This is a genomic window from Neptunitalea lumnitzerae, assembly GCF_027924185.1.
In the GTDB taxonomy this organism is placed as follows: domain Bacteria; phylum Bacteroidota; class Bacteroidia; order Flavobacteriales; family Flavobacteriaceae; genus Neptunitalea; species Neptunitalea lumnitzerae.
This window is the reverse complement of sequence record NZ_BRVO01000003.1, coordinates 452,056-476,843: the sequence shown is the minus strand read 5'-3', so window position 1 is coordinate 476,843 and position 24,788 is coordinate 452,056. Positions and strand designations below refer to the sequence as shown.

At 33.9% G+C, this 24,788-nt stretch carries 21 protein-coding genes; 14 read left to right on the top strand and 7 right to left on the bottom strand.

Annotated features, from left to right (window positions below):
• Window positions 1-138 precede the first annotated feature (138 nt).
• From Y10_RS14525 to Y10_RS14505, 5 genes are all read left to right on the top strand, one after another.
• Complete coding sequence (locus Y10_RS14525; protein WP_281766133.1) at window positions 139-1,755, top strand: CTP synthase; 1,617 nt, start codon at window positions 139-141, stop codon at window positions 1,753-1,755.
• A 131-nt stretch (window positions 1,756-1,886) separates the two neighbouring features.
• Window positions 1,887-3,761, top strand: coding sequence for a membrane protein insertase YidC (yidC, locus tag Y10_RS14520; protein ID WP_281766132.1), 1,875 nt, complete (start codon window positions 1,887-1,889; stop codon window positions 3,759-3,761).
• Between the two features lie 382 nt (window positions 3,762-4,143).
• Complete coding sequence (locus Y10_RS14515) at window positions 4,144-5,535, top strand: RtcB family protein (RefSeq protein WP_281766131.1); 1,392 nt, start codon at window positions 4,144-4,146, stop codon at window positions 5,533-5,535.
• Window positions 5,535-6,227, top strand: a complete 693-nt coding sequence (gene prfH, locus Y10_RS14510) for a peptide chain release factor H (RefSeq protein ID WP_281766130.1) — start codon at window positions 5,535-5,537, stop codon at window positions 6,225-6,227. The genes Y10_RS14515 and prfH overlap by 1 nt, the downstream gene beginning before the upstream one ends.
• A complete protein-coding gene (locus Y10_RS14505) occupies window positions 6,211-6,765 on the top strand; it encodes a tetratricopeptide repeat protein (protein ID WP_281766129.1) in 555 nt (184 codons plus the stop codon). The genes prfH and Y10_RS14505 overlap by 17 nt, the downstream gene beginning before the upstream one ends.
• Here the strand turns inward: Y10_RS14505 and Y10_RS14500 are convergent.
• From Y10_RS14500 to Y10_RS14490, 3 genes are all read right to left on the bottom strand, one after another.
• Window positions 6,762-7,010 (bottom strand): hypothetical protein, encoded by a 249-nt coding sequence (locus Y10_RS14500; protein WP_281766128.1) that lies wholly within the window; start codon window positions 7,008-7,010, stop codon window positions 6,762-6,764. The genes Y10_RS14505 and Y10_RS14500 overlap by 4 nt on opposite strands.
• Window positions 7,007-7,462, bottom strand: a complete 456-nt coding sequence (locus tag Y10_RS14495) for an SRPBCC family protein (RefSeq protein ID WP_281766127.1) — start codon at window positions 7,460-7,462, stop codon at window positions 7,007-7,009. Before Y10_RS14495 ends, Y10_RS14500 begins: the two co-directional genes overlap by 4 nt.
• A 66-nt stretch (window positions 7,463-7,528) precedes the next feature.
• Entirely contained in the window at window positions 7,529-7,873 is a 345-nt protein-coding gene (locus Y10_RS14490; RefSeq protein WP_281766126.1) for a T9SS type A sorting domain-containing protein, read from the bottom strand.
• A 152-nt stretch (window positions 7,874-8,025) separates the two neighbouring features.
• On the opposite strand from Y10_RS14490, the gene Y10_RS14485 reads away from it, so the two are divergent.
• From Y10_RS14485 to Y10_RS14445, 9 genes are all read left to right on the top strand, one after another.
• The gene (locus Y10_RS14485; protein ID WP_281766125.1) at window positions 8,026-9,981 is read left to right on the top strand and encodes a peptidylprolyl isomerase; all 1,956 of its coding nucleotides are present in this window, start codon (window positions 8,026-8,028) and stop codon (window positions 9,979-9,981) included.
• Window positions 9,978-10,838, top strand: a complete 861-nt coding sequence (locus tag Y10_RS14480; protein ID WP_281766124.1) for a peptidyl-prolyl cis-trans isomerase — start codon at window positions 9,978-9,980, stop codon at window positions 10,836-10,838. Before Y10_RS14485 ends, Y10_RS14480 begins: the two co-directional genes overlap by 4 nt.
• Window positions 10,828-12,237, top strand: a complete 1,410-nt coding sequence (locus Y10_RS14475) for a peptidylprolyl isomerase (protein WP_281766123.1) — start codon at window positions 10,828-10,830, stop codon at window positions 12,235-12,237. The genes Y10_RS14480 and Y10_RS14475 overlap by 11 nt, the downstream gene beginning before the upstream one ends.
• A gap of 9 nt (window positions 12,238-12,246) precedes the next feature.
• Complete coding sequence (locus Y10_RS14470; protein ID WP_281766122.1) at window positions 12,247-13,200, top strand: AAA family ATPase; 954 nt, start codon at window positions 12,247-12,249, stop codon at window positions 13,198-13,200.
• Between the two features lie 57 nt (window positions 13,201-13,257).
• Entirely contained in the window at window positions 13,258-14,076 is an 819-nt protein-coding gene (locus Y10_RS14465; protein ID WP_281766121.1) for a class I SAM-dependent methyltransferase, read from the top strand.
• A 341-nt stretch (window positions 14,077-14,417) separates the two neighbouring features.
• Entirely contained in the window at window positions 14,418-17,219 is a 2,802-nt protein-coding gene (locus tag Y10_RS14460; protein ID WP_281766120.1) for a bifunctional aconitate hydratase 2/2-methylisocitrate dehydratase, read from the top strand.
• 200 nt (window positions 17,220-17,419) lie between these two features.
• On the top strand, window positions 17,420-19,681 hold the full coding sequence (locus Y10_RS14455; protein ID WP_281766119.1) for an aconitate hydratase: 2,262 nt from the start codon (window positions 17,420-17,422) through the stop codon (window positions 19,679-19,681).
• A 122-nt stretch (window positions 19,682-19,803) separates the two neighbouring features.
• Complete coding sequence (locus tag Y10_RS14450) at window positions 19,804-20,385, top strand: TlpA family protein disulfide reductase (RefSeq protein ID WP_281766118.1); 582 nt, start codon at window positions 19,804-19,806, stop codon at window positions 20,383-20,385.
• On the top strand, window positions 20,354-20,923 hold the full coding sequence (locus tag Y10_RS14445; RefSeq protein WP_281766117.1) for a TlpA family protein disulfide reductase: 570 nt from the start codon (window positions 20,354-20,356) through the stop codon (window positions 20,921-20,923). The genes Y10_RS14450 and Y10_RS14445 overlap by 32 nt, the downstream gene beginning before the upstream one ends.
• Here Y10_RS14445 and Y10_RS14440 read toward each other — a convergent pair.
• The 4 genes from Y10_RS14440 to Y10_RS14425 form a co-directional block, all read right to left on the bottom strand.
• Window positions 20,920-21,810: an alpha/beta hydrolase gene (locus tag Y10_RS14440; RefSeq protein ID WP_281766116.1), complete on the bottom strand. Its 891-nt coding sequence runs from the start codon at window positions 21,808-21,810 to the stop codon at window positions 20,920-20,922. The genes Y10_RS14445 and Y10_RS14440 overlap by 4 nt on opposite strands.
• 194 nt (window positions 21,811-22,004) lie before the next feature.
• Window positions 22,005-22,469: a sterol desaturase family protein gene (locus Y10_RS14435; protein WP_281766115.1), complete on the bottom strand. Its 465-nt coding sequence runs from the start codon at window positions 22,467-22,469 to the stop codon at window positions 22,005-22,007.
• A 10-nt stretch (window positions 22,470-22,479) separates the two neighbouring features.
• Window positions 22,480-23,319 carry a phytoene/squalene synthase family protein gene (locus tag Y10_RS14430; RefSeq protein WP_281766114.1) on the bottom strand — a complete coding sequence of 280 codons (840 nt, stop codon included), beginning with the start codon at window positions 23,317-23,319 and terminating at the stop codon, window positions 22,480-22,482.
• A 2-nt stretch (window positions 23,320-23,321) separates the two neighbouring features.
• Window positions 23,322-24,788, bottom strand: a complete 1,467-nt coding sequence (locus tag Y10_RS14425; RefSeq protein WP_281766113.1) for a phytoene desaturase family protein — start codon at window positions 24,786-24,788, stop codon at window positions 23,322-23,324.

Below are 24,788 nucleotides of genomic sequence, written 5' to 3'. Positions count from 1 at the left end.
GGCTTTAAACACTAGCATCTTCATGTTAAATTTTTGAGTAGTCGTAAATTCAAAATAGTATTATTGTTTTTTGACAGATAGAGTTGTACTTTTGGCGCGTCTTTTTCAACAATACAACTAAATACATTTTTTGGGTATATGGCAGCAACCAAATACATATTTGTGACAGGAGGGGTAAGTTCTTCCTTAGGTAAAGGAATTATAGCCGCTTCTTTGGCAAAGTTACTGCAAGCACGTGGTTACAAAACAACAATTCAAAAACTAGATCCTTATATCAACGTAGATCCGGGAACACTAAACCCGTATGAGCATGGTGAATGCTATGTTACAGATGATGGAGCAGAAACCGATTTGGATCTTGGGCACTATGAGCGTTTCTTAAATGAGCGCACTTCACAGGCTAACAACGTAACAACGGGGCGTATCTACCAAAGTGTTATTGAGAAAGAAAGAAGAGGTGAGTTTTTGGGTAAAACCGTTCAGGTGGTACCTCATATTACCAATGAAATTAAAGAGCGTATTCAAATTTTAGGTAAAAGCGGTGAGTATGATATCGTGATTACTGAAATTGGAGGTACTGTAGGGGATATAGAATCGTTACCTTATATAGAATCTGTACGTCAGTTGTTATGGGAATTAGGAGAGCATAATGCTATTGTAATTCATTTAACGTTGGTGCCATTTTTAGCTGCAGCAGGAGAGTTGAAAACAAAACCTACTCAGCACAGTGTTAAAACACTTATGGAAAGTGGTATTAAGGCAGATATTTTAGTGTGTAGAACAGAGCACGAACTTTCAAAAGATTTAAGAGATAAATTAGCATTATTCTGTAATGTTAAGAGAGAAGCAGTTATTCAATCTATTGATGCATCTACTATTTATGATGTGCCTAACTTAATGTTAGAAGAAGGGTTGGATACTGTAACGCTTGAAAAATTAGATTTACCAAGTAAGCAAGATCCTAACTTAACACAATGGAATCAGTTTTTAGACAGGCATAAAAATCCTAAAGACAAGGTTACTATTGGTTTAATAGGTAAATATGTAGAGTTACAGGATTCTTATAAGTCTATTCAAGAAGCCTTTATACATGCCGGAGCTGCAAACGAAGTTAAAGTAGAGGTGAAATCTATTCATTCAGAATTTTTAACTGAGGATTGTATTGAGAGTAAAATTGCCGGATTGGATGGTGTATTAGTAGCACCGGGATTTGGTGAGCGTGGTATTGAAGGTAAAATAGCTGCAGTACAATTTGCAAGAGAAAATAACATTCCGTTTTTAGGAATTTGTTTAGGTATGCAAATGGCGGTTATTGAATTTGCTAGAAATGTTCTTGGGTTAAAAGAAGCAAGTTCTACAGAAATGAACCCGAATACTAAGCACCCTGTAATTAGTATTATGGAGGAGCAAAAGAATATTACTGAAATGGGAGGAACTATGAGATTAGGTGCATGGGACTGCGAGTTAAATGATGGTAGTATTGTAAAAGAAGTATATGGTGCTTCAGTAATTTCTGAACGTCACAGACACCGTTATGAATTTAATGGTGATTATAAAGAGCAAATGGAGGCAGCTGGTCTTAAAGCCACTGGAGTAAACCCTAATACAGGTTTGGTAGAGATTGTTGAAAATCCGGCGCATCCTTGGTTTGTTGGGGTTCAGTATCATCCAGAGTATAAGAGTACCGTTGCTAACCCACATCCGTTATTTGTAGCATTTGTAAAAGCGGCTGTAGAGAATAAAGGAAAAAAGTAATTGTGTCAGTTTGACATAGATTATAAAATTGGAAACATTTTTGACAAGCAAATAACACTTAGCCAAGTGCTTAAATAAAATGTTTAAATAAACTAAGAGCCATCACTTTGGTGATGTAATTGAATAACCTAATGGAAGAAAAAAAGTTAGACACCAGTAGTATTATCGGAATTGTTTTAATTGGTATACTAATGGTTATTATGTTTTACACTCAGTCACAAGACGAGGAAAAGGCAGTAACTGAAACTAAAACAGAACAAGTAGAGAAAGCAAACAAGGAAGTTGTAACCGATGCTAATAAAGAAGCTAAGGAAGAAACTATCAATTTTGCAGATTCTACAGAGGTTGCAAAGTATCAACAAAGCTTGGGTGCTTTTGCTTATTCGGCAACATTACCATCTGCTAGTAATGATTTTACCGAACTTTCTAATGATAAGCTATACCTTAAAATTAGTAATAAGGGTGGGCAAATTGTAGAGGCTAGATTAAAAGAGTTTTCTACCTATGATTCGGTACCAGTATATTTAATTAAAGATGGAAATGCCTCTTTTGGTATTGATTTTACAACTGCCGATAATAGAACTTTAAATACAAAAGAGCTTTATTTTGAGCCTACAACATCTAGTAACGGAAATGCTCAGGTAGTATCTATGAAGTTAAAAACTTCTAATAATACGTATTTAGAGTATAGGTATGAGTTAAAGCCAGATGATTATTTGGTAGATTTTACGGTTAGGTCTCAAGGATTAAATGGAGCTTTTAATACTTCTAAACCTGTTACATTAGATTGGTCTTTAAATGGTATTAGACATGCTAAAAGTGCATCTTATGAAAACAGATATACACGTTTAACGTATAACCATGAAGATGGTAAAATATCTAAGTTAAGCCAGTCTGGTGATGATGAAGAAGTAGAAGAAAACATCAAGTGGTTATCTTTTAGACAGCATTTCTTTAGTAGTATTTTAGTGAGTGATACTCCATTTAAAACAGGAGAATTAACTTCTAAAAATCTAATTGGAAAAGATGTAAAAGATGTAGATGTAGAGTTTTTAAAAGCGTATGCTGCAGAATTGCCTTTAGAATTATCTGGTGGGGAGTTAAACTATAATATGCACATGTATTATGGGCCTACAGATTATAAGGTGTTAAATGATTATAAAGATTTAGGGATAGTTGATTCTATGCCTACAGGTTGGGGTATTTTTGGGGTAATTAACCGTTGGATTATTATTCCGTTATTCAACTTCTTAATGAGCTTTTTACCTGCTGGTTTTGCTATTATTGCATTAACAATTTTGGTGAAATTGGTGTTGTCTCCTGTTCAATACAAGCAGTTTGTGTCTCAAGCTAAAATGAAAGTTCTTCGTCCAGAAATGAATGAAATCAACGAGAAGTATGAGAACGAGCCAATGAAAAAGCAACAAGAAACTATGGCGTTGTATCGTAAAGCGGGAGTAAATCCAATGAGTGGTTGTTTACCTGCGGTATTGCAGATGCCTGTTTTCTATGCGTTATTTACATTTTTCCCAACAGCTTTTGTGTTACGTCAGAAAAGCTTTTTATGGGCAGATGATTTATCGTCATACGATGCTATTGTAAAACTACCATTTGACATTCCGTTTTATGGAAGCCATGTGAGTTTGTTTCCAATTTTAGCTTCGGTTGCAATTTTTATTTACATGCAAATGACCTCTGCGCAGAGTATGCAACAGCAACAACAGCCAGGTATGCCAAATATGAAATTTATCTTGTATTTGTCTCCTGTAATGATGTTGATCTTCTTTAATAACTATGCTAGTGGATTAAGTTTATATTACTTTGTTTCTAACACTATTACCATTTTTATTATGTTAGCAATTAAGAAGTTTATCATAGATGAGGATAAAATTCATGCTAAGATTCAAGAGAATAAGAAGAAGCCTAAGAAAGAAGGTAAGTTTCAGCAACGTCTAAAACAAATGATGGAACAAGCTGAGGCTCAGCAAAAAGGAAAGAAAAAATAGAATCTTTTTAACAGATAATATCAAAAATCCTCCTATGTTATTTAGGGGGATTTTTTATTTTTTGTTGTACCTATTAATTTTTTTTATACTTTTGAAGCGTAAAAATTAATTATTAACCTTTAAAAACGAAGAAAAATGCAAATGTTTCAAGATTACTTCAAGTTGCCGTTGGCTAGTGCCAATGTTCTTCGTGGTTTCTATTTTTCATAGATTATACTTTTCTAAATAAGATATAAATGAGAAACCCGAAGATGTAAAGATTCGGGTTTTTTTATATGCTATTTTTTCACACTAGTTTGATAATTCCCGAATGTAAAATTTAATTACTCTTAGGAGTAAAGGTTAGGTCTGTTATGGCTTAATTCAATATTATTTTTTTAAAATGGGAAAGAAATTAAATGGAAGGGACCTGATAAATTTAGGTTTTCCGAAGAATAATTCAATCAATATAGCCTTAGGGCAAATACATAGATACAGAAAAAAGGAGAAGAAAGAAGCTATTTTAGCAGAAGCAAAAGAGGTGTTGCTTTCACCAGATAAATTTAAGTCGCATGGAACTTGGGGTAAATTAGCTGAGGGGTTAATTGCTCCGGTGGTGGTTAGAAAACAAGAGTTAGAACAAACAAGAGCTCCGTTTTCTATTTTTGGTGAAAATGAAATTGATGCTGTAGCTAAAAGTCAGTTATTTAATGCTTTGAAGCTTCCGGTAGCTACTAAAGGGGCACTTATGCCAGATGCTCACTCAGGGTATGGTTTACCAATTGGGGGTGTATTAGCTACAGATAATGCTGTAATACCTTATGGTGTTGGTGTAGATATTGGTTGCAGAATGAGCTTGTCTGTTTTTAATTTACCGGCAAGTTATTTAAAAGGTAAAACAGATTTTCTAAAAGGTATTTTAAGTGATCATACTAAATTTGGTATGAAAGAGGTTCATGCTAAAAAGATGGATCATGAAATATTTTCTAGAGTCGAGTTTAAAGATATTCCTTTAGTTAAAGGATTACTTGATAAAGCCTATGCGCAATTGGGGACCTCTGGAGGAGGAAACCACTTTGTTGAGTTTGGTGTAGTAGATATTTTAGAGGAAGTTCCAGCTAGTAAGTTGCCCAAAGGTTCTTATTTAGGCGTGCTTTCTCATAGTGGCTCAAGAGGATTGGGGGCAAACATTGCAAAGCACTATACTTACTTAGCTACAAAACAATGTCCGTTACCTAAAAATGTACAGCATTTGGCTTGGTTAGATTTAGATACGCATGATGGGCAAGAGTATTGGATGGCTATGAATTTAGCTGGTGATTATGCAAAAGCTTGTCATGATAATATTCATTATCGTATAGCAAAGGCGCTAGGTAAGCATGTGGCGTTAACCATAGAAAACCATCATAATTTTGCTTGGAAAGAAATGGTAGATGGTAAAGAGTGTGTGGTTCATAGAAAAGGGGCTACCCCTGCAGCTGAAGGTCAATTAGGAATTATTCCGGGATCTATGACTGCTCCTGGTTATATTGTACGTGGTAAAGGGAATGTGGATAGTTTACAGTCTGCTTCTCATGGTGCTGGAAGGGTATTCTCAAGAGCTAAGTGTAAGTCTAATTTTACCAAGAGCGATATGAAGAAAATCTTGAAAACGAATGATGTTCATTTGTTAGGAGGTGGCGTAGATGAGGCTCCTATGGCGTATAAGAATATTGAAACTGTTATGAAACTTCAAGAGGAGTTGGTAGATGTATTAGGTACGTTTACTCCTAAAATTGTTAGAATGAGTAAATAATGGAAACAATTGTTCAAATTACATCAGGTAGGGGGCCGGCAGAGTGTACTTGGGTGGTAGCTCAGGTGTTAAAGCAACTAATGCAAGAGGCTAAGAATGAGGGTATAGAGGTGAAAGTGCTAGCAAAAGAAGACGGACAGGAAAATGGTACTGTAGCTTCTGTATTACTACATTTGAGCGGAAATGAAATCAAGAAATTTGCAAATTCATGGGTAGGTACTATTCAATGGATAGGAAAAAGCAATTTTAGGAAATTTCATAAGCGTAGAAATTGGTTTATAGGTATATTTGAGCTCGAAAAACTGAACCTACATACGTATTCTGAAAAAGAGATTACGTATCAGGCTTATAGAAGTAGTGGTGCTGGTGGTCAGCATGTTAATAAGGTAAGCTCTGCCGTAAGAGCTACACATGAGCCCACCGGTATTAGTGTTCAGGTGATGGATACACGTTCTCAGCATAAAAATAAACAAATAGCAAAAGAACGTTTGAAAGAGAAATTAAATAAAGAACAACTGAAGCAATATGAGGAACGGTTTTTGCAAGAATGGCAAAACCAGTTACAAGTAGAAAGAGGAAACCCGGTACGGGTTTTTAGGGGTTCTGATTTTAAGAAACGATTTATAGAAAAGAAGTACAAGAAACAAAGGCTAGCCTTAAAAAAGAATTTAAAAGATGACGTCGATAGATAAGTATTTGTTTCAGGCTATGGATAATTATCCATATAGTTTAGAAGAAACATTAGAGTCGTTGGATTATGCATTGTCATATGATGAGAATAATACGATGGCATTGTGCCTTTATGGCAGATTATATGCAGAGCAGCTTCAGAAGTACGAAGAAGCTAAGATGTATTTTCAAAAAGCATTGTCTATAGATATAAATGCATTAGAAATATATCCTTATTATTTAGATACTTTACTGTATAATGAAGATTTTGACGAAGCTGAAAAATTAATTGCCTTTGCGTTAACAGTTAAAGGGGTTAATAAAATTGAAGTTAAGCTAAGAGAGGTCTTGTTATATGAGATGAAGCAAGATTTAGAGAAGGCGTTGGAGCTTTCTAAGAAATTACGATTGTACGTTTTTAGTGCAGACTGGAGTTCAATGATTGATGAAACCGAAAAGCGAATTAAGCAAAAGGTTAAAATAATTTTGGGAAAGCCTGCTAAAAAGAAAAAGAAGAAAAAGAAGGATGATACTTCAAAAAAAGAGGAAGAGACTAATTAGTCTCTTCTTTTTTTTATGTATACTTCTGCTCTGTGTGGCTTAAGCGCATCCCTAACAGAAAGCATGTCTTTTTCTTTAACCACTATAAAGGCAATGGTATAAAATTCATTGAAAGTTTGAATGTCAATAGTTGTGTATTCTATAGCACAATTAGCTGCATATTCTTTTAAATGAATAGCATGGTGCTCGGCTGTTTTTAATGCAGCAGGACCTCTAAAGTCCCATATAATTTTAATGTCTCTCATATATCTACTACAGAAATTCCTTTTTCTGTAAATTTCTTAAAGTCTTTCATGTATTTAAGGCTCTGTTTTTTAAAACTTCCCGGAGCTATAAAACTATATACTTTAAAAAATAAGCTAGTAAATTTAAATTCAGATTTAGAGATCCACTTAGTGGCGCTAGAGTCTAAATATTCAAAATAGTTTTTTTGAATGTTGTATATACCTTTGGTTTCATACGTTGCATGAAACTCATGCGGCAGATTATTTTTTACAATAGTTTCAATCATAGAAATTTCTCTTCGCCCCATTTTATAGGTAAGCTTAGTTTTTGAGCCTTCTTCTCCAGGGGTTCCTGAAATGTTGGTTGCGCTTACAAAACCTTCTTGCCAATGTTTCATGTTTTCAGCTGAATAAAACGTACTGGCAACAACTTCAATAGGTTTCTGTATAGCAATTTCTAAAGTGTACTTCATGCCTGAGGTTAAATTTTGTAATCAATAAAAAAACACACCTATGTAGTGTGTTGTCTTATAATTTGGTTATTTGGTTACAATCTTAAAAGTTTTCTTGAAGCTCTCTGTTTGTACAGATACAATAAAAATATTGTTTTTGGGTAACGAGATATTTTTACTGAAACTCCCGGTAACTCTAATGTTTTGATAGCTGGCTACTCTTTTTCCAAGCATATTGTATACTTCTATAGTAGTATTACTATCGCTTAAACCGCTTATATGAAGCGCATTGTTGTTATAAAAAACTTTTATTTGGTCCTCAGTGAGTGTAGTTTTCTGGGTGGGTGTAGGTAACAAAGAAACTGCAGCTTCAGAGTACTGAGCTGTTAGTAAAAAAATCAATATAAAAATTGATGTGTATAGTTTCTTCATAGTTACAATCTTTGCAATTTAAAATTACAAATTCTATGCCAAATATAATAGTTAAATTTTTAAAATTAAACAATATTTTAGAATAGTATCGTTGTCATATTGATTAATTGTAGCTAATGTTTATTTTTGTTGCACTTAAATTTGTTTTTAAAATGAGACACACAGTTTTTCTGTTATTTGTGTTGTTAGTAAATCTTACAATTGCGCAAAACCAAAAAGAAGTTATTTTTAGTATTGATAATGAGCCTGTTTACAAAGATGAGTTTGTTAGAATTTATAATAAAAACATAGACTTAGTTAAAGATGAGTCACAGAAAGACGTAGATGAATACTTACAACTTTTTATAGACTACAAGTTAAAAGTTTTACAAGCAGAAGAATTAAATCTTGATGAGAAAAACTCATTCAAAAGAGAGTTTGATGGGTACAGAAAACAGCTTGCTAAAAATTACCTGACAGATACGAATGCGTCTGAAGCTTTGGTGAAAGAGGCATATGACAGGTTGCTAAAAGAAGTAAAAGCAAAACACATTTTGGTATTGGTAGATGAAGCAGCTTCGCCAGATGATACGTTAAATGCTTATAATAAAATTGTTAGTTTTAGAGATGAGGCTTTAAAAGTAGGTTTTGATGCTGAAATGAAAGCAGTGCACGACGGAAGGTCTATTTATGGAGAAGATTTAGGGTATTTTTCTGTTTTTAGAATGGTGTATCCGTTTGAATCTGCCGCATATAATACTCCTGTTGGTGAAATCTCAGAGCCTATAAGAACCAAATTTGGGTATCACATCATTAAGGTAGAAGATATTAGAGAAAATAGAGGAGAGTTAGAAGTAGCTCACGTTATGGTGGCATCTAGTGGAAGTGATACGCCAGATGCTAAAAAACATGCAGAACAAAAAATAAAAGAAGTTTACGAGAAGTTAAAGAATGATGAGCTTCCGTTTGAAGAATTGGCTGCAACATATTCAGATGATAAAGCATCAGCTGTTAATGGAGGAAGATTATCAAGATTTGGATCTGGTAATTTAAGTTCGTCAACTTTTGAAGAGGCTGCTTTTGGCTTAAAAGAGCCAGGTGACTTTACACAGCCTTTTAAAAGTGAATTTGGATGGCATATTATAAAATTGCTTAAAAAATACCCAGTAGGTTCTTACGAAGAAGAAAAAGGGAATTTAGAGATGCAAATAAAACAAGATTCTCGTTCTAAATATATTACTGAAAAATATGTAGATGAATTAAAGAACCAATATAGCTTTAAAGAGAATAAAGAGGGATGGGATGTTGTAGAAGCTATGGTTAACGACTCTTTAATGATGAGAAGATGGTCTTTTGATAAGGAAGACCCTAAAGTTAAGCAAGAGTTGTTTTCTATTAATAATGACAAGTCTGTGAAAGTTGTAGAGTTTTTAAGCTTGCTAGAAATAAGACAAAAAAGGGCTGCAATTAAAAATGTAGATAGATTTGTAAATGCTGGGTATACGAGTTTTGTTCAACAACAAATATTAGATTATAAAGAAGAGCATCTGGCAGAAGAAAATCCTGAGTATGCAGGAACTATTAAAGAGTATAGAGACGGATTGTTGCTTTTTGATTTAATGCAGTTTAAAATTTGGGATAAAGCTAAAACTGATACATTAGGCTTAGAAACGTTCTATGAGAACCATAAGGATAATTATATGTGGAAAAATAGAGCCGAAGCTGTAATAGCTAAATGTAACAGTAAGAAAATAGCAGAAACAGTACAAAACTTGTTTAAAGCTAATAAAGATGTTGCAAACATTAAAGAAACAGTAAATACAACAGACCGTATTAATGCGGTAATTACTAGTAAAACTATAGAGGTAGGTGATGTTGCTGTACCAGAAAGCTATACATTGGCTGAAGGTGTTTCTAAAGTAATAGAAACCAGACCTGGTGAATTTTATGTGATTAAAGCTGGGGTTGTAAAATCTCCTGAATTAAAAACATTAGAAGATGCTAAGGGTAAGGTGATTAGTGATTATCAGCAGTATTTGGAACAAGAATGGCTAGATGGTTTAAGAGAAGGTCATGTTATTGAAGTTAATAAAAAAGTGCTGAAAAAAGTAAAAAAGGAAGTTAAGTGAGATTTTTAACAGGATTATTTCTTGCAGTCTTGTTTTTTTCTTCTTGTAATTTAATTAAAAAAGAAGAAGAAAAAGAAGTGGTTGCTAGAGTAGGAGAAAAATACTTGTATAAGGATGAGTTAGAAGCTTTAGTGCCTAAAGGGGTTTCTAAAGAGGATAGTGCTTTGATTGTGCAAAATTTTATCAACTCTTGGGCTACAAAGAATCTTCTTATGAAAAATGCAGAGAAGAATTTAGACGAAAAGAAAGTTCAAGAATTTCAAATATTAGTTTCAGATTATAAGAATGATCTTTATTCAAAAGCCTATCTGGAAGAGCTTGTGTTAAGATCTTTAGATACCATAGTAGGTGAAGAAGAATTGAAAAATTATTACGAGGCTAATAAGGATAATTTTAAACTTACCGAAGATGTTTTTAAGCTGCGCTACATGGGCGTGCCTACAAGTAATAGTAACATTAAAAAATTTAGAGATAAGTTTAAAAGATTTGATGATGAAGATATGTACTATTTAGATTCATTGTCTTATATGTACACTAATTACGTTTTTAACGATAGCGTTTGGATAAAGTCATCAGATGTGGTTACTAAAATACCTCCGGTTACAGACGAAAATGTACAAGATTACTTAAAAAAATCACATTTTTTTGAATTAGAAGACTCATTAGGAGTATATTTGATGTTTGTAAAAGATTATAAATTAAGAAATGACGCAGCTCCGTTGAGTTTTATTAAGCCAACCATACGTCAAATTATTTTAAATCAGAGAAAGATCAAGTTTATTCAAAAGCTTAAAAAAGATATTATTAGCGATGCAATTAAAGATAAACAATTTGAAATATATGAAGATGATGAATAAGATGCTTTTCCTGTTTTTATTTGCAGGTTCATTTATAGCAAAAGCTCAAGACAATGATGTAGCATTGGAAACTGGAGCGGTAAAAAATGATACCGTAAAAAGAAAAATGGTGAAGGTTGATGGTGTAGCGGCAGTTGTAGGAGATTATATTATATTAGAATCGGATATTGAAAAAACATTACAAGGGTTAAAAAATCAAGGGTATCCGTCTGAAGATTTAACACATTGTAATTTATTAGGTAAACTAATGGAAGACAAACTGTACATGCACTCTGCAGTACAGGATAGTATAGAAGTTAGTCAGGCTGAAATTAGAGCAGGTGTAGATAGAAGAATTGATTACTTTATGCAGCAAGTTAATGGCGACATGAAAAAGCTGATAGAGTTATACGGTATGGAAACTGAAGGTGAGCTAAGAGAAGAGCTTTCTAATATTGTTAAAGAGCAAATGCTAACAGAGCGTATGCGTGATAAAATTATAGAGGAGATTGAAGTGACACCGGAAGAGGTAAGAACTTTTTTCTATGCTATACCTGAAGAAGAACGTCCGGTTTTTGGAGAGTCTGTAGAATTAGCTCAGATTGTTATTAAACCAGATGTGCCTGAAGAAGAAACGCAAAAAGTAATTGAGAGATTGCGTAAAATGAAAGAGGATGTAGAAGATAATGGTGTTCGTTTTTCATCTAAAGCAATGTTGTACTCAGAAGATCCTGGTTCAAGAACCAGAGGAGGATTATACGTAGGTATTACTCGTAAAACTCAATTTGCAAAGGAATTTGTAGATGTAGCCTTTTCATTGAAAGAAGGAGAAGTTTCTGAGCCATTTCAAACAGATTTTGGTTGGCATATTTTAACTGTAGATAAAATTAAAGGAGAGCAACGTGATGTAAGACACATCTTAATTCGTCCTGAAATTCCACAAAGTGCTATTGAAGCGGCTAAATCTGAGATTGACTCTATTAGAAGTTTATTGATTAATGATAAAATTTCTTTTGAAGAAGCTGCTAAGGCATATTCAGATGAAAAGGAAACAAAGTATGATGGAGGTAAATTAATTAACCCACAAACTTTAGATCTTAAATTTGAGTTGGCAAAAATGGATCAAGAGATTCACAGTAATATTTACTCTTTAAAAGAAGGAGAAATTACAACTCCAATATTAGAAGATAACGAGAGAACCGGAGAGGTTTTTTATAAAATTATAAAAGTAAATAAGAGAGTACCTGACCATAAAGCAGATTATTCTCAAGATTATACACAAATTGCAGAATTGGCGTTAAGAGATAAGCAGTTAAAGGAGATTAAGAAGTGGACAGAAGAAAAGATTGAGGATACCTTTATCAATGTAGGAGAGGATAACCGAAACTGTGAATTTGCCAATAACTGGTTAAAAAATTAAACAAATTTTATGTCTGACGTAACTGCAATTGAGCAACTTGTATCTAAACACAAAGCACTTAAAAAAGAAATAGCAAAGGTAATTATTGGTCAAGAAGATGTAGTAAATCAAATTTTGATTGCTGTATTTTCTGGTGGACATTCTTTACTTATAGGTGTACCGGGGTTGGCTAAAACTTTAATGGTAAATACTATTGCTCAAGCTTTGGGGTTAGATTTCAAGAGAATTCAGTTTACACCAGACTTAATGCCGAGTGATATTGTAGGAAGTGAAATATTAGATGAACACCGCAATTTTAAGTTTTTAAAAGGGCCTGTGTTCTCTAATATTATTCTTGCAGATGAGATTAACCGTACGCCACCTAAAACGCAGTCTGCGCTTTTAGAGGCTATGCAGGAAAAGGCAGTAACGGTTGCTGGTACACAGTATAAACTTTCATTACCATATTTTGTGTTGGCTACGCAAAACCCTATAGAACAAGAGGGTACTTATCCATTACCTGAAGCACAGTTAGATAGGTTTATGTTTTCTATAGAATTAAAATATCCTAGCTTTGAAGAAGAGGTGAATGTGGTAAAGGCTACTACCGCAGATAATAAAGTAGAGGTTACTCCTTTATTTACATCAGAAGAAATTATTAGTTATCAGCATTTAATTCGTAGAATGCCGGTAGCAGATAATGTGATAGAGTATGCGGTTTCGTTAGTAGGTAAAACTAGACCAAATGCTAATAGTGCGGTAGAAATTGTTAAGAAATATGTAGATTGGGGAGCGGGGCCTAGGGCGTCTCAAAACCTTATTTTAGCAGCTAAGACTCATGCAGCTGTGCATGGTAAATTTTCTCCTGATATAGAAGATGTAAAAGCAGTAGCGCTTGGTATACTTAGACACAGGATTATTAAGAATTACAAAGCAGAAGCAGAAAACATTACCGAGGAAGATCTAATTAAAGAGATTTTATAGAATTTTTTAATTTGCTCAAATATGAAAGTCCATGTACTTAGGAGGGGTTTTTTTCACATGTTACAAGTGCTTCCTCTGAAAGTAGGCGATGCGATTTATCATAAAATTCAAGAGCGAAGTTTTAAAAGTATAGATCAAAATTTAAGGTCTAACAAAGCCAGTTGGAAGTTAATTAGCCGTATCTTATCTAACAACTTTATTAGTTTAGAGGGCGCTCAAGTTATTGAAATTGGATCGGGATGGCTGCCTTTGATGCCATACCTATTTAAAACAGAAGGTAACGTAAAGAAGGTGTTTACCTATGATATAAATGCTCATTACAATAAGGATAATATTGCTAGGATTAATACTTATTTTAATAATAGCTCAGAAGGTGCGCAAGGTGAATTACCTGATTTTATAGAGTACTTTCCAAGAACAAATGTTGCAACTACACGCTTACCAAATAATATAGATTTTTGTTTTTCTAGATTTGTTCTAGAGCATGTTCCTCCAGAAGCCATTAAAGCAATGCATCAACGTTTTTTTGATGAAATGAAGGAAGGAGCATATGTTTTACATCTAATTTCTCCTAGTGATCATAGGGCTTACTCAGATAGTTCTTTATCGTATTACGATTTTCTAAAATATTCACAGAAGCAATGGGATGCTATACAAACACGTTTTGACTATCATAATAGATTACGTTTGCCTCAATATGTTGAACTTTTTGAGGAAATTGGATTTAAGATAGTTTATTTGGATTATGATCAGCCTAAAAAAGATTCTGTGAAATATAAAATGTTCAAACATCTTAAATTACATGAGGATTTTGCTAAGTATACAGAAGAAGAGATTTTGGCAGGGTCTATAAATGTGTTACTTCAAAAGCCTTAATGGTGTATTTGTGTAATGCTTAATACTTATGCATTCATAGATATAATTGATAAGTCTATGTGTTTTAAAGTTGTTTATTTTGGTAACATTGTTTCTAAAAATGAACAGGCAATTTTATGGATTCTCAGGGCCTTCTATTTTCTTGTAATGAGCTATATCTTTTTAGCGAAAATTATACGAGTAGTTTGTTGAATCTTCATTAGAATGTTTGTTATTTTGTAAAAACAATGATTTTTGTTACTTATTTTAAAATAGGTAATAAAATTTGTAATATTGCTTTGCTAATTGAGGAAATGATTAAGGTTTATTCAATTAACGGTTTTTTATTTTAAACAACTTTTATGCAGACTTACCAAGACTATTTGAAGGAAATAGAGGAACGTAAAGCCCAAGGGCTTAGTCCTAAACCAATTGATGGTGCTGAATTATTAAGCGAAATTATTGGTCAGATCAAAGATACAGAGAATCAGTATCGTGAAGATTCTCTTAAGTTCTTTATTTATAACACATTGCCAGGTACTACTAGTGCTGCTGCAGTGAAGGCTAAATTTCTTAAAGAAATTATTTTAGGAGAATCTGTTGTAAATGAAATTTCAGTAGATTTTGCATTGGAACAGTTATCTCATATGAAGGGAGGACCTTCTATAGATGTCTTATTAGACCTAGCATTAGGAACTGATTCAGCTATAGCAAAAAAGGCAACTGATGTTTTAAAAACACAGGTGTTTTTGTACGAGGCAGATACACAACGTTTAGAAGAAGCTTATAATAGCGGCAGTGAAGTAGCGAAAGAGTTGCTTGAAAGTTATGCGAAGGCTGAGTTTTTTACAGAGTTACCTGAGGTTGAGGAAGAAATAAAGGTTGTAACGTATATTGCTGGTGTAGGTGATATTTCTACCGATTTATTATCTCCTGGTGCAGATGCACACTCACGTTCAGATAGAGAATTACACGGTCAGTGTATTTTTGAACACAATAAAGACATGCAGAAAGAAGTGTTAGCTTTAAAAGAGCAACATCCTGATAAGCGTGTAATGTTAATTGCAGAAAAAGGAACTATGGGAGTAGGTTCTTCTCGTATGTCTGGTGTTAATAACGTAGCACTTTGGACAGGAGTATCTTCTTCTCCTTATGTGCCATTTATTAATATAGCTCCTGTAATTGCGGGTACCAATGGTATTGCGCCTATCTTTTTAACAACAGTTGGTGTTACAGGAGGTATTGGTATAGATTTACAAAACTGGGTTAAACAAAAGGATGAAAACGGCAACACTATTGTAGATGCTGATGGTGAGCCAGTTTTAAAACAAGAATATTCTGTTGAAACAGGAACTGTTTTAACTATTAATACAAAAGAGAAAAAACTTTACAACGGAGATCAGGAACTTAAAGATATCTCTTCAGCATTAACTCCTCAGAAAATGGAGTTTATAAAAGCTGGTGGTTCTTATGCTGTTGTATTTGGTAAGAAGTTACAAACGCTTGCTTGTAAAATTTTAGGTATAGATATTCCTCAGGTGTATGCACCTTCAAAAGAAATATCTGTAGATGGGCAAGGTTTAACTGCTGTAGAAAAAATATTTAATAAAAATGCTGTAGGTAACACACCAGGTAAAGTGTTACATGCGGGTTCAGATGTTCGTGTAGAGGTTAATATTGTAGGTTCTCAAGATACTACAGGTTTAATGACTTCTCAAGAGCTTGAAATGATGGCAGCTACTGTTATTTCTCCAATTGTAGATGCTGGATATCAATCAGGTTGTCACACTGCTTCTGTATGGGATAGCAAGTCGAAGGCTAACATTCCTAGATTAATGAAGTTTATGAATGACTTCGGTTTAATTACCGGTCGTGACCCTAAAGGTGTTTACCACCCAATGACAGACGTAATTCATAAAGTATTAAATGACCTTACGGTTAGTGATTGGGATATTATTATTGGAGGAGACTCGCATACACGTATGTCTAAAGGGGTTGCTTTTGGTGCCGATTCTGGTACTGTGGCATTAGCTTTAGCAACGGGTGAGGCTACTATGCCAATTCCACAATCTGTAAAAGTTACGTTTAGAGGAGAAATGAAAGACCACATGGATTTCCGTGATGTGGTACATGCTACGCAACAACAAATGTTGAAGAAGTTTGGTGGTGAGAATGTTTTCCAAGGTAGAATTATTGAAGTTCATATTGGTACTTTACCTGCCGACCAAGCATTTACATTTACAGACTGGACCGCTGAAATGAAAGCGAAGGCGTCTATCTGTATTTCTCAAGATGAAACGCTTATTGAATCGTTAGAAATAGCTAAGAGTCGTATCCAAATCATGATTGAAAAAGGTATGGATAACGAAAATAAAGTACTTCAAGGATTAATAGACAAGGCAAACGCAAGAATAGAAGAAGTAAGATCAGGTAAAAGACCACCACTTACACCAGATGAGAATGCAAAATATTATGCAGAGTTTGAGGTGAATCTTGATATTATTGATGAGCCTATGATTGCCGATCCTGATGTAAATAATGAAGACGTATCTAAACGATATACACACGATACTATTAGAGACTTAACCTATTATGGTGGAGAAAAGGCAGTAGATTTAGGTTTCGTAGGATCTTGTATGGTGCATAAAGGAGATATTAAAATAGTTTCTAAGATGCTTAGAAACTTAGAAGAAGAATACGGAAAAGTTGAGTTTAAAGCTCCGCTTGTAGTTACGGCTCCTACTTATAACATCATTGAAGAGCTAAAAGCTGAAGGTGATTGGGAGTTATTACAAAAGTATTCTGGCTTTGAATTTGACGATAATGCTCCAAAAGCAGTGGCACGTACACAGTACGAGAACATTTTGTATTTAGAGCGTCCTGGTTGTAACCTATGTATGGGTAACCAAGAAAAAGCTGAACAAGGTGATACTGTAATGGCAACTTCTACACGTTTATTCCAAGGTCGTGTAGTAAAAGATTCTGATCGTAAAAAAGGAGAATCTTTATTAGCATCTACTCCAGTAGTAGTGTTGTCAGCAATTTTGGGTAGAATACCTACTATAGAAGAGTATAAGGTGGCAGTTAAAGGCATAAAATTAACACAGTTTGCACCACCTTTACAACAGTTGACTTCTAAACCAGGTCATTTACTATCATTCTAAAAGAATAACTTATTGATATATAGAAAGCCCGAATTAACAAATTCGGGCTTTTTTATTAACGTTTTTTTACAACTTGATTAGCTGTTTTCTTAGTAACTTATACTCAGTCTAAATTAAGTGGGGCTATACATATTTAGCGTATAGAGTCGCTTATTTTTAATAATTTAGAGGAATAACATAAATGAAAAGAAAAAAAGAATATGGCATTTGATTTTGAAATGATAAAGGCTACTTATTCACGTATGAAAGAACGTATTGATACGGCGCGTGAAATTGTAGGTAGACCTTTAACACACGCAGAAAAAATTCTGTATAATCACTTATGGGATGGTGTGGCTACCGAAGCATATGAAAGAGGTAAATCTTATGTAGATTTTGCACCAGACCGTATAGCTTGTCAGGATGCTACTGCACAGATGGCTCTATTACAATTTATGCAAGCAGGAAAGAGTAAAGTTGCTGTGCCAACTACAGTACACTGCGACCACTTAATCCAAGCTAAAATAGGAGCAGATAAAGATTTACAAGAAGCTATTAATCAAAGTTCTGAGGTATTCAAATTCTTAGAGTCGGTATCTAATAAATACGGTATCGGATTTTGGAAGCCAGGGGCTGGTATTATTCACCAAGTAGTTCTTGAGAACTATGCATTCCCTGGAGGAATGATGATTGGTACCGATTCTCACACTGTAAACGCAGGTGGTTTAGGAATGGTAGCAATTGGAGTTGGTGGTGCTGATGCCGTTGATGTAATGGCAGGAATGGCTTGGGAATTAAAATTCCCTAAATTGATAGGTGTGAAGTTAACTGGTAAATTATCTGGTTGGACGGCGCCTAAAGATGTTATTCTTAAAGTAGCTGATATCTTAACTGTAAAAGGAGGTACAGGTGCTATTGTAGAATATTTTGGAGAAGGGGCTACTTCTATGTCTTGTACTGGTAAAGGTACTATTTGTAACATGGGTGCAGAGATAGGGGCTACTACTTCTACTTTTGGTTATGATGAATCTATGGAGCGTTATTTAAGAGCTACCGATAGAGATGATATTGCTGATGAGGCTAATAAGTACAAAGACTACTTAACTGCTGACCCAGAAGTTTATGAAAACCCAGAGAAATACTTTGATGAGTTAATTGAAATTAACTTAGATGAATTATTACCACACTTAAACGGGCCATTTACTCCAGATTTAGGTACACCTGTTGGAGAAATGAATAAAAAGGCTACTGAAAACGATTGGCCTTTAGAAGTAGAGTGGGGATTAATTGGTTCTTGTACAAATTCTTCTTACGAAGATTTATCAAGAGCTGCTTCTGTGGCTAAGCAAGCGCTAGATAAGGGATTGGTTACCAAAGCTGAATTTGGTATTAACCCAGGTTCTGAGCAAGTACGTTATACTGCAGAAAGAGATGGTTTATTACAAATATTTGAAGATTTAGATGCTACTATTTTTACAAATGCTTGTGGGCCATGTATTGGACAGTGGGATCGTAAAGGTGCAAATGAGCAAAAGAAAAACTCTATTGTTCACTCATTTAACAGAAACTTTGCAAAACGTGCAGATGGTAACCCAAATACGCACGCTTTTGTTGCATCGCCTGAGTTAGTGGCTGCTATTGCAATTTCTGGTAGATTAGATTTTAATCCGTTAACAGATACACTTACGAACAAAAATGGAGAAGAGGTTAAGTTAGATGAACCAACAGGTTTTGAACTTCCTCCAAAAGGATTTGATGTTGAGGATCCTGGTTACCAATCTCCAATGGAAGATGGTTCTGGTGTAAAAGTGGTTGTAGATGAGGAGTCTAATCGTTTACAATTATTAACTCCATTTGAACCTTTAGGAGATTCTATTACAGGAGCTAAATTGTTAATTAAAGCATTTGGTAAATGTACTACGGACCACATTTCTATGGCGGGTCCTTGGTTACGTTTCCGTGGTCACTTAGATAACATTTCAGATAACTGTTTAATAGGTGCTGTAAATGCATTTAATAAAGAAACTAACTCTGTGAAGAGTCAAATTACAGGAGAATATGGTCCTGTTCCAGCTACGCAAAGAGCTTACAAAGCAGAAGGTATTAAAACAATAGTTGTGGGAGATCATAACTATGGTGAAGGTTCTTCTCGTGAGCATGCTGCTATGGAGCCACGTCATTTAGGTGTTGCTGCTGTGCTTGTTAAGTCTTTCGCTCGTATTCACGAAACTAACTTGAAGAAACAAGGTATGTTAGGATTAACGTTTGCTAACGAAAACGACTATGATTTAATTCAGGAAGATGATACTTTTAACTTCTTAGATTTAAATGAATTTGCACCAGACAAGCCTTTAACTATTGAGGTAGTTCATGCAGATGGTTCTAAAGATGTTATCAAAGCAAATCATACCTATAATGAAAATCAAATTAAATGGTATAAAGCAGGTTCTGCTCTTAATTTGATTGCTGCTGAAAATGCATAATTTAGATATCTCTAAATAAATACTAGAAAACTCCCGATAAAATCGGGAGTTTTTTATTTTAAATATTATTTTTACCGCGTGGTAGTAATTTAAAAACCATAGCTAAACGTAAACTTCCTGAAATGAAAAAAAAGACTTTTTTCAATCTTGTACTTATTTTATTTGTACTTTCTTTTTTTGTAACTCCATTAGGTAGAGAATCTAAAATAATTTTGATTAGACTGTTTTCAGGGGCTCCTGAAATTGTAGAAACACCTAAAGAAAAAATTGATTTTGACTGGGTTTTAAAAGAAAAGGATAATACACAGTTTAACTTTAAAAAGTCTGAAGGGCGTGTAACGTTTGTTAACTTTTGGTCGTCATGGAGGCTTACCAGTGTTGCAGAGCTTAAAACAGTACAGCAATTGTATGATGACTATAAAGACCAAGTAGATTTTTATATTATTACGAATGAGATTCCTAAGCCTGTAGATTCGTTAAAAGAGGCAAGAGGGTACACGTTTAAAGAGACTTATTTAATTATAGGGGAGAAAATGCCATTTAATGCTGAGATAATACCTTCTGGGTATATTATAGATAAAAATGGGTATGTTGCTGCCGAATCTAGTAAGGTAACTGACTGGAATACGACTAAAGTTAGAACGTTGCTAGATAAATTAATAAGCGAAAAAGTTGAAGAAACTAACAAAGTCTCAGGTAAATAATATTCTTTTTGTTGTTGTCTTAGGTGTTATACTCTTTACACCTGTAGGTACTCAAGTGAAAATTTATGTAAATAGATGGTTAGCCCTAAGTCCATCTGTTGAAAATAAGGAAGATCAGAAAACTTTAGGTACCGATGTGAATACTTGGAAGTTACAAGATGAAAATGGGCATTTGGTTCATTTTTCAGACTATAAGGGGAAAGTAGTTCTTATTAATTTTTGGGCAACATGGTGCCCACCTTGTATAGCGGAAATGCCAGAACTTCAAGAGTTGTATGATGCTTATAAAAATGAAGTGGTTTTTTTATTTGTTTCTCAGGAAGATTTAACCGTGATTAATCAGTTTAAAGAGAAACATAAATATACCTTTCCTATATACCAATATGTAAATAAGCTACCTTTAGATTTTAACCACTCAAGCATACCAACCACATACCTTATAGATAAAAAAGGAGCTATAGTAATAAACAAGAGTGGTGCCGCTGCTTGGAACTCTGATAAAGTACACCAGGTACTTGATGATTTATTAAAGGATTAATCTTTAAAATTATCTGTGATAAAGCTCAGGGCATCAATTAATCCTGTTCTCCAGTATTCCCAAGCGTGTCCTCCGTTTCTAACTCTATATTCGTGAGGGATATCTAAATCTTTCATGACAATGTGTAAGGTAGAATTTCCTTTGTATAAATAATCATCGTCTCCTATGTCAATGTACAATTTAACTTGTCCTTTGTCTTCCTCTTTAAGATGTTTTACTAGATAAATAATACTGTTGTTGTTGTAAAATGGATTGATGCGATCTTTAGGAGTTTGCGGAGAGCCGAATGCTGTTTTGTATCTAATGGCAAAGCCTTTGTCGGTTAATGCTAACATTTCCTCATCAGTTCTTACAGCCGGGCTGAGTGCGCTACCAGCTACAAACATATCTGGGTGATGCAACGCATACAAAAGAGTACCAAATCCTCCCATAGATAAACCAGCTACACCTCTTTGTTCTTTAGCTCCTCCGCAGTTATAGGTTGCTTCTATAAACGGAAGAAACTCTTTAAAAAAGAAGTCTTCGTATTCATATTCCTTGTGAATGTTGTTCATGTAGTAGGTAGCTTCACCGTCAGGTAATACAATAACGGTTTCTGGTATAATACTATCAATAATAGCTTTGGTTACCTGATTGTTTAAATCTCCATGGGTATCCCAGTCTAAAGGTTTACCACCTAGACCATGTAATAAGTAGATAACTGGGTATCGTTTTAATTCTATACTGTCTAAGTTATAACTTGGAGGTAGGTATACGCTAAAATTCTTGTATTTATTAAGGGTTTTACTAAAAATAGAATCACTAATTATGGTGCCATTTTGGGCGTAGAAGCTGATACTTACTAGTATTGATATAAGTAAAGTTATCGCTGATTTTTTACTAAGCATAAAGTTATTTGTTTTATGTAAAGTTAAAAATAAGCTTGGGTTTATTTCTAATATTAACTATTAAATGCGCTTATAAATATTGAGTAGAGGTAAATTTTTTTTCAAAAACAATATAAAGGACGATTGGTGTTTTATAGTGGAGATTTGTTTTTATTAATAATTACTAAGTCAAGCTCAATATTTCGTGAGGACTGTTACTTACTTTTTAATTCGTTACGGTAATATTTAAAAGGAACTATTAACATGCCAAAGCATTCTCCATCTTCTTTACCAATATGTTTGTGATGCATTTTATGGGCTCTTCTAATAGCTCTTGCATACCAATTATTGGCATTTCTAAATAGTTTAAAACGCTGGTGTATAAATATATCATGAACCATAAAGTAAGTAGCTCCATACGCCATGATACCAATACCTATTGGGTAACCAAACCAAAAATTTGTATTTACGCCAGCCAATAAAAAACTCATGCTAATTACTGCGTATATGATAAAGAATGCATCGTTTCTTTCAAACCATGAGTCGTGATCTTTTAAATGGTGGTCTTTGTGTAGTACCCATAAAAAGCCATGCATAATGTATTTATGACTAAACCATGCCATAAACTCCATAAAAAAGAAAGTAGCTAAAAAAACAAGTGTAAAGCCAAAAACAGTCATAACATTAATGTTAAAGAAGATTAAGTCTATAATTTACGTAACATTTGGCAAGAACTCCAAATTTTTGATAATTAGGTACTCTAATTCTAGTATTTTTTATCTCTAAAGAAGGAGTGTCTTTTAATTTACGTAATAATTTATGGTAATACTTATACGCTGTATAAACACCAAACTTTGCTTCTATAGGTAGCTTTTGTATGCCAAGATATCCTTTGATAAAGTCTATTTCAATTTCTTCAATTATTTTTTCTTTTGAAACTTCATCTAGCATTGAAAGGTTAGTGCCAGGGAAATATGTGCGCTCTAAATTATCAAAGTCATCTTTTAAATCTCTCAAAAAATTTACTTTTTGAAAAGCAGAACCTAAAGACATGGCAGCATCTTTAAGCTCTTCATACTTTTCTTTATTTCCGTTTACAAATACTGTTAAACACATAAGGCCTACAACATCGGCAGAACCGTAAATGTACTGTTTGTATTCATTTACAGTGGTATATTCTTTTTTAGATAAATCTTGTCGCATACTATTCATAAAAGCTTCTATCAAATGATATTCTATTTGATATTTATGAACGGTATGTTGAAAGGCATTTAATATGGGGTTTAAACTAATTTTTTGTTCTAAGGCCTTATTTAATTGTGTTTCAAAATCGTTAAAAAGGTCTTCTTTAGGGTACTCGTGAAAAGTATCAACAATTTCATCTGCAAAACGTACAAAGCCATAAATGTTATAAATGTCTTGTCTAATTTTAGGACTTAACATTTTTACAGCAAGAGAGAACGAAGTACTATACGCTTCGGTTACTAACTTACTACTTTGGTAAGAAACATTGTCAAAAATAATTTTCATTACTAACTGTTTTGGTATTGGGTAACAAGTTCTGAAACCAGTTTACCGGAAATTAATGCTGGGGGTACACCAGGCCCGGGTACTGTTAGCTGTCCGGTAAAATATAAGTTGTCTACTTTTTTACTTTTTAGCTTGGGTCTTAAAAAGGCGGTTTGTAATAAGGTATTCGCTAAACCGTATGCATTACCTTTATAGGAGTTGTAATCGTTTATAAAGTCGTTAACACAAAAGCTCTCTTTAAAGATAACAGAATTTTTTAGATTTTGATCGGTTAATTCTTCTAATCTGGTTAGAATCTTAGTAAAATAACGTTCTCTTAATTCTTTTGTATCTTCAATACCAGGTGCCAACGGTATTAGAAATATCCCTGCTTCCTTGTCTTTAGGGGCTACATTAATATCTGTTTTCGAAGGAAAACTAGCATAAAACAGTGGGTTTTCTGGCCATTTAGGCGTGTCGTATATATCTTTAGCGTGTATGTCAAAGTCTACGTCAAAAAATAGAGAGTGGTGTGCTACATTTTCTACTTTCTTATCAAAACCTACGTAAAACAATAATGAAGACGGTGCAAATGTTCTATTACTCCAATACTTCTCTGTATATTGTCTATACTGTTGAGGTAATAAGGTTTCGGTATGGTGGTAATCTGCACCACTAACAATGGTATCAAATGTTAAGCTTTCATTGTTTATTTTAATACTTTTTGCGCTTCCGTTTATCACTTCTATTGCTTGTACTGCAGCATTTATTTTAAACTGAACTCCTAACTCATTAGCTAGTTGCTGTATACCTTTAACTACGCTAAACATTCCGTTTCGTGGATGCCATGTGCCTAAGCCAAAATCAGCAAAGTTCATAAAGTTGTAAAAGGAAGGAGTATCAGAAGGTTTTGCACCTAAAAACAATACTGGAAATTCTAGTATCTGAACCAATCGTTCATTTTTGAATTCCTTTCTAATGTCTTTCTTAATGGTGCTTATAAACTGATGTAAACGACTAATAGTTTTAGTGTTTACTAATTCTAGAGGAGAAACTCCTGGTTTATATACTAAGTCTTTAATAGCAACATTGTAGTTGTCTTCTGCATTGCTAATAAATTTTTTTAGTTTGTTGCTACTTCCTTTTTCAATGCCTTCAAAAGTTGTGTATATTTTTTCTAATGAATCTTCTATAGAAACATAATCTAGTTTGTCAAAATATACATTGTAGGCAGGATTTAATTTTTCTATGTGGTAGTAGTCTTGAGGTGTTTTACCAAAGTCAGCAAAAAAACGTTCAAAAACATCGGGCATCCAATACCATGTTGGTCCCATGTCAAAAGTAAAACCTTCTTTTTTTAATTGTCTGGCACGGCCGCCAATGTAATTGTTTTTTTCAAAAACAGTTACATTGTTACCAGCCTTAGCTAGGTAGCAAGCGGCCGCTAAAGATGAAAAACCAGAACCGAGTATAGCAATATCTTTTCCCAT

What these genes read in the sequence shown, in the direction of transcription:
- yidC (WP_281766132.1), top strand. Translation starts at nt 1,887, where the DNA reads ATGGAAGAAAAAAAGTTAGACACCAGTAGTATTATCGGAATTGTTTTA.
- Y10_RS14465 (WP_281766121.1), top strand. Translation starts at nt 13,258, where the DNA reads ATGTTACAAGTGCTTCCTCTGAAAGTAGGCGATGCGATTTATCATAAA.
- Y10_RS14460 (WP_281766120.1), top strand. Translation starts at nt 14,418, where the DNA reads ATGCAGACTTACCAAGACTATTTGAAGGAAATAGAGGAACGTAAAGCC.
- Y10_RS14475 (WP_281766123.1), top strand. Translation starts at nt 10,828, where the DNA reads ATGATGAATAAGATGCTTTTCCTGTTTTTATTTGCAGGTTCATTTATA.
- Y10_RS14500 (WP_281766128.1), bottom strand. Translation starts at nt 7,010, where the DNA reads ATGAGAGACATTAAAATTATATGGGACTTTAGAGGTCCTGCTGCATTA.
- Y10_RS14490 (WP_281766126.1), bottom strand. Translation starts at nt 7,873, where the DNA reads ATGAAGAAACTATACACATCAATTTTTATATTGATTTTTTTACTAACA.
- Y10_RS14430 (WP_281766114.1), bottom strand. Translation starts at nt 23,319, where the DNA reads ATGAAAATTATTTTTGACAATGTTTCTTACCAAAGTAGTAAGTTAGTA.
- Y10_RS14505 (WP_281766129.1), top strand. Translation starts at nt 6,211, where the DNA reads ATGACGTCGATAGATAAGTATTTGTTTCAGGCTATGGATAATTATCCA.
- Y10_RS14435 (WP_281766115.1), bottom strand. Translation starts at nt 22,469, where the DNA reads ATGACTGTTTTTGGCTTTACACTTGTTTTTTTAGCTACTTTCTTTTTT.
- Y10_RS14495 (WP_281766127.1), bottom strand. Translation starts at nt 7,462, where the DNA reads ATGAAGTACACTTTAGAAATTGCTATACAGAAACCTATTGAAGTTGTT.
- Y10_RS14515 (WP_281766131.1), top strand. Translation starts at nt 4,144, where the DNA reads ATGGGAAAGAAATTAAATGGAAGGGACCTGATAAATTTAGGTTTTCCG.
- Y10_RS14470 (WP_281766122.1), top strand. Translation starts at nt 12,247, where the DNA reads ATGTCTGACGTAACTGCAATTGAGCAACTTGTATCTAAACACAAAGCA.
- Y10_RS14425 (WP_281766113.1), bottom strand. Translation starts at nt 24,788, where the DNA reads ATGGGAAAAGATATTGCTATACTCGGTTCTGGTTTTTCATCTTTAGCG.
- Y10_RS14440 (WP_281766116.1), bottom strand. Translation starts at nt 21,810, where the DNA reads ATGCTTAGTAAAAAATCAGCGATAACTTTACTTATATCAATACTAGTA.
- Y10_RS14455 (WP_281766119.1), top strand. Translation starts at nt 17,420, where the DNA reads ATGGCATTTGATTTTGAAATGATAAAGGCTACTTATTCACGTATGAAA.
- prfH (WP_281766130.1), top strand. Translation starts at nt 5,535, where the DNA reads ATGGAAACAATTGTTCAAATTACATCAGGTAGGGGGCCGGCAGAGTGT.
- Y10_RS14450 (WP_281766118.1), top strand. Translation starts at nt 19,804, where the DNA reads ATGAAAAAAAAGACTTTTTTCAATCTTGTACTTATTTTATTTGTACTT.
- Y10_RS14485 (WP_281766125.1), top strand. Translation starts at nt 8,026, where the DNA reads ATGAGACACACAGTTTTTCTGTTATTTGTGTTGTTAGTAAATCTTACA.
- Y10_RS14525 (WP_281766133.1), top strand. Translation starts at nt 139, where the DNA reads ATGGCAGCAACCAAATACATATTTGTGACAGGAGGGGTAAGTTCTTCC.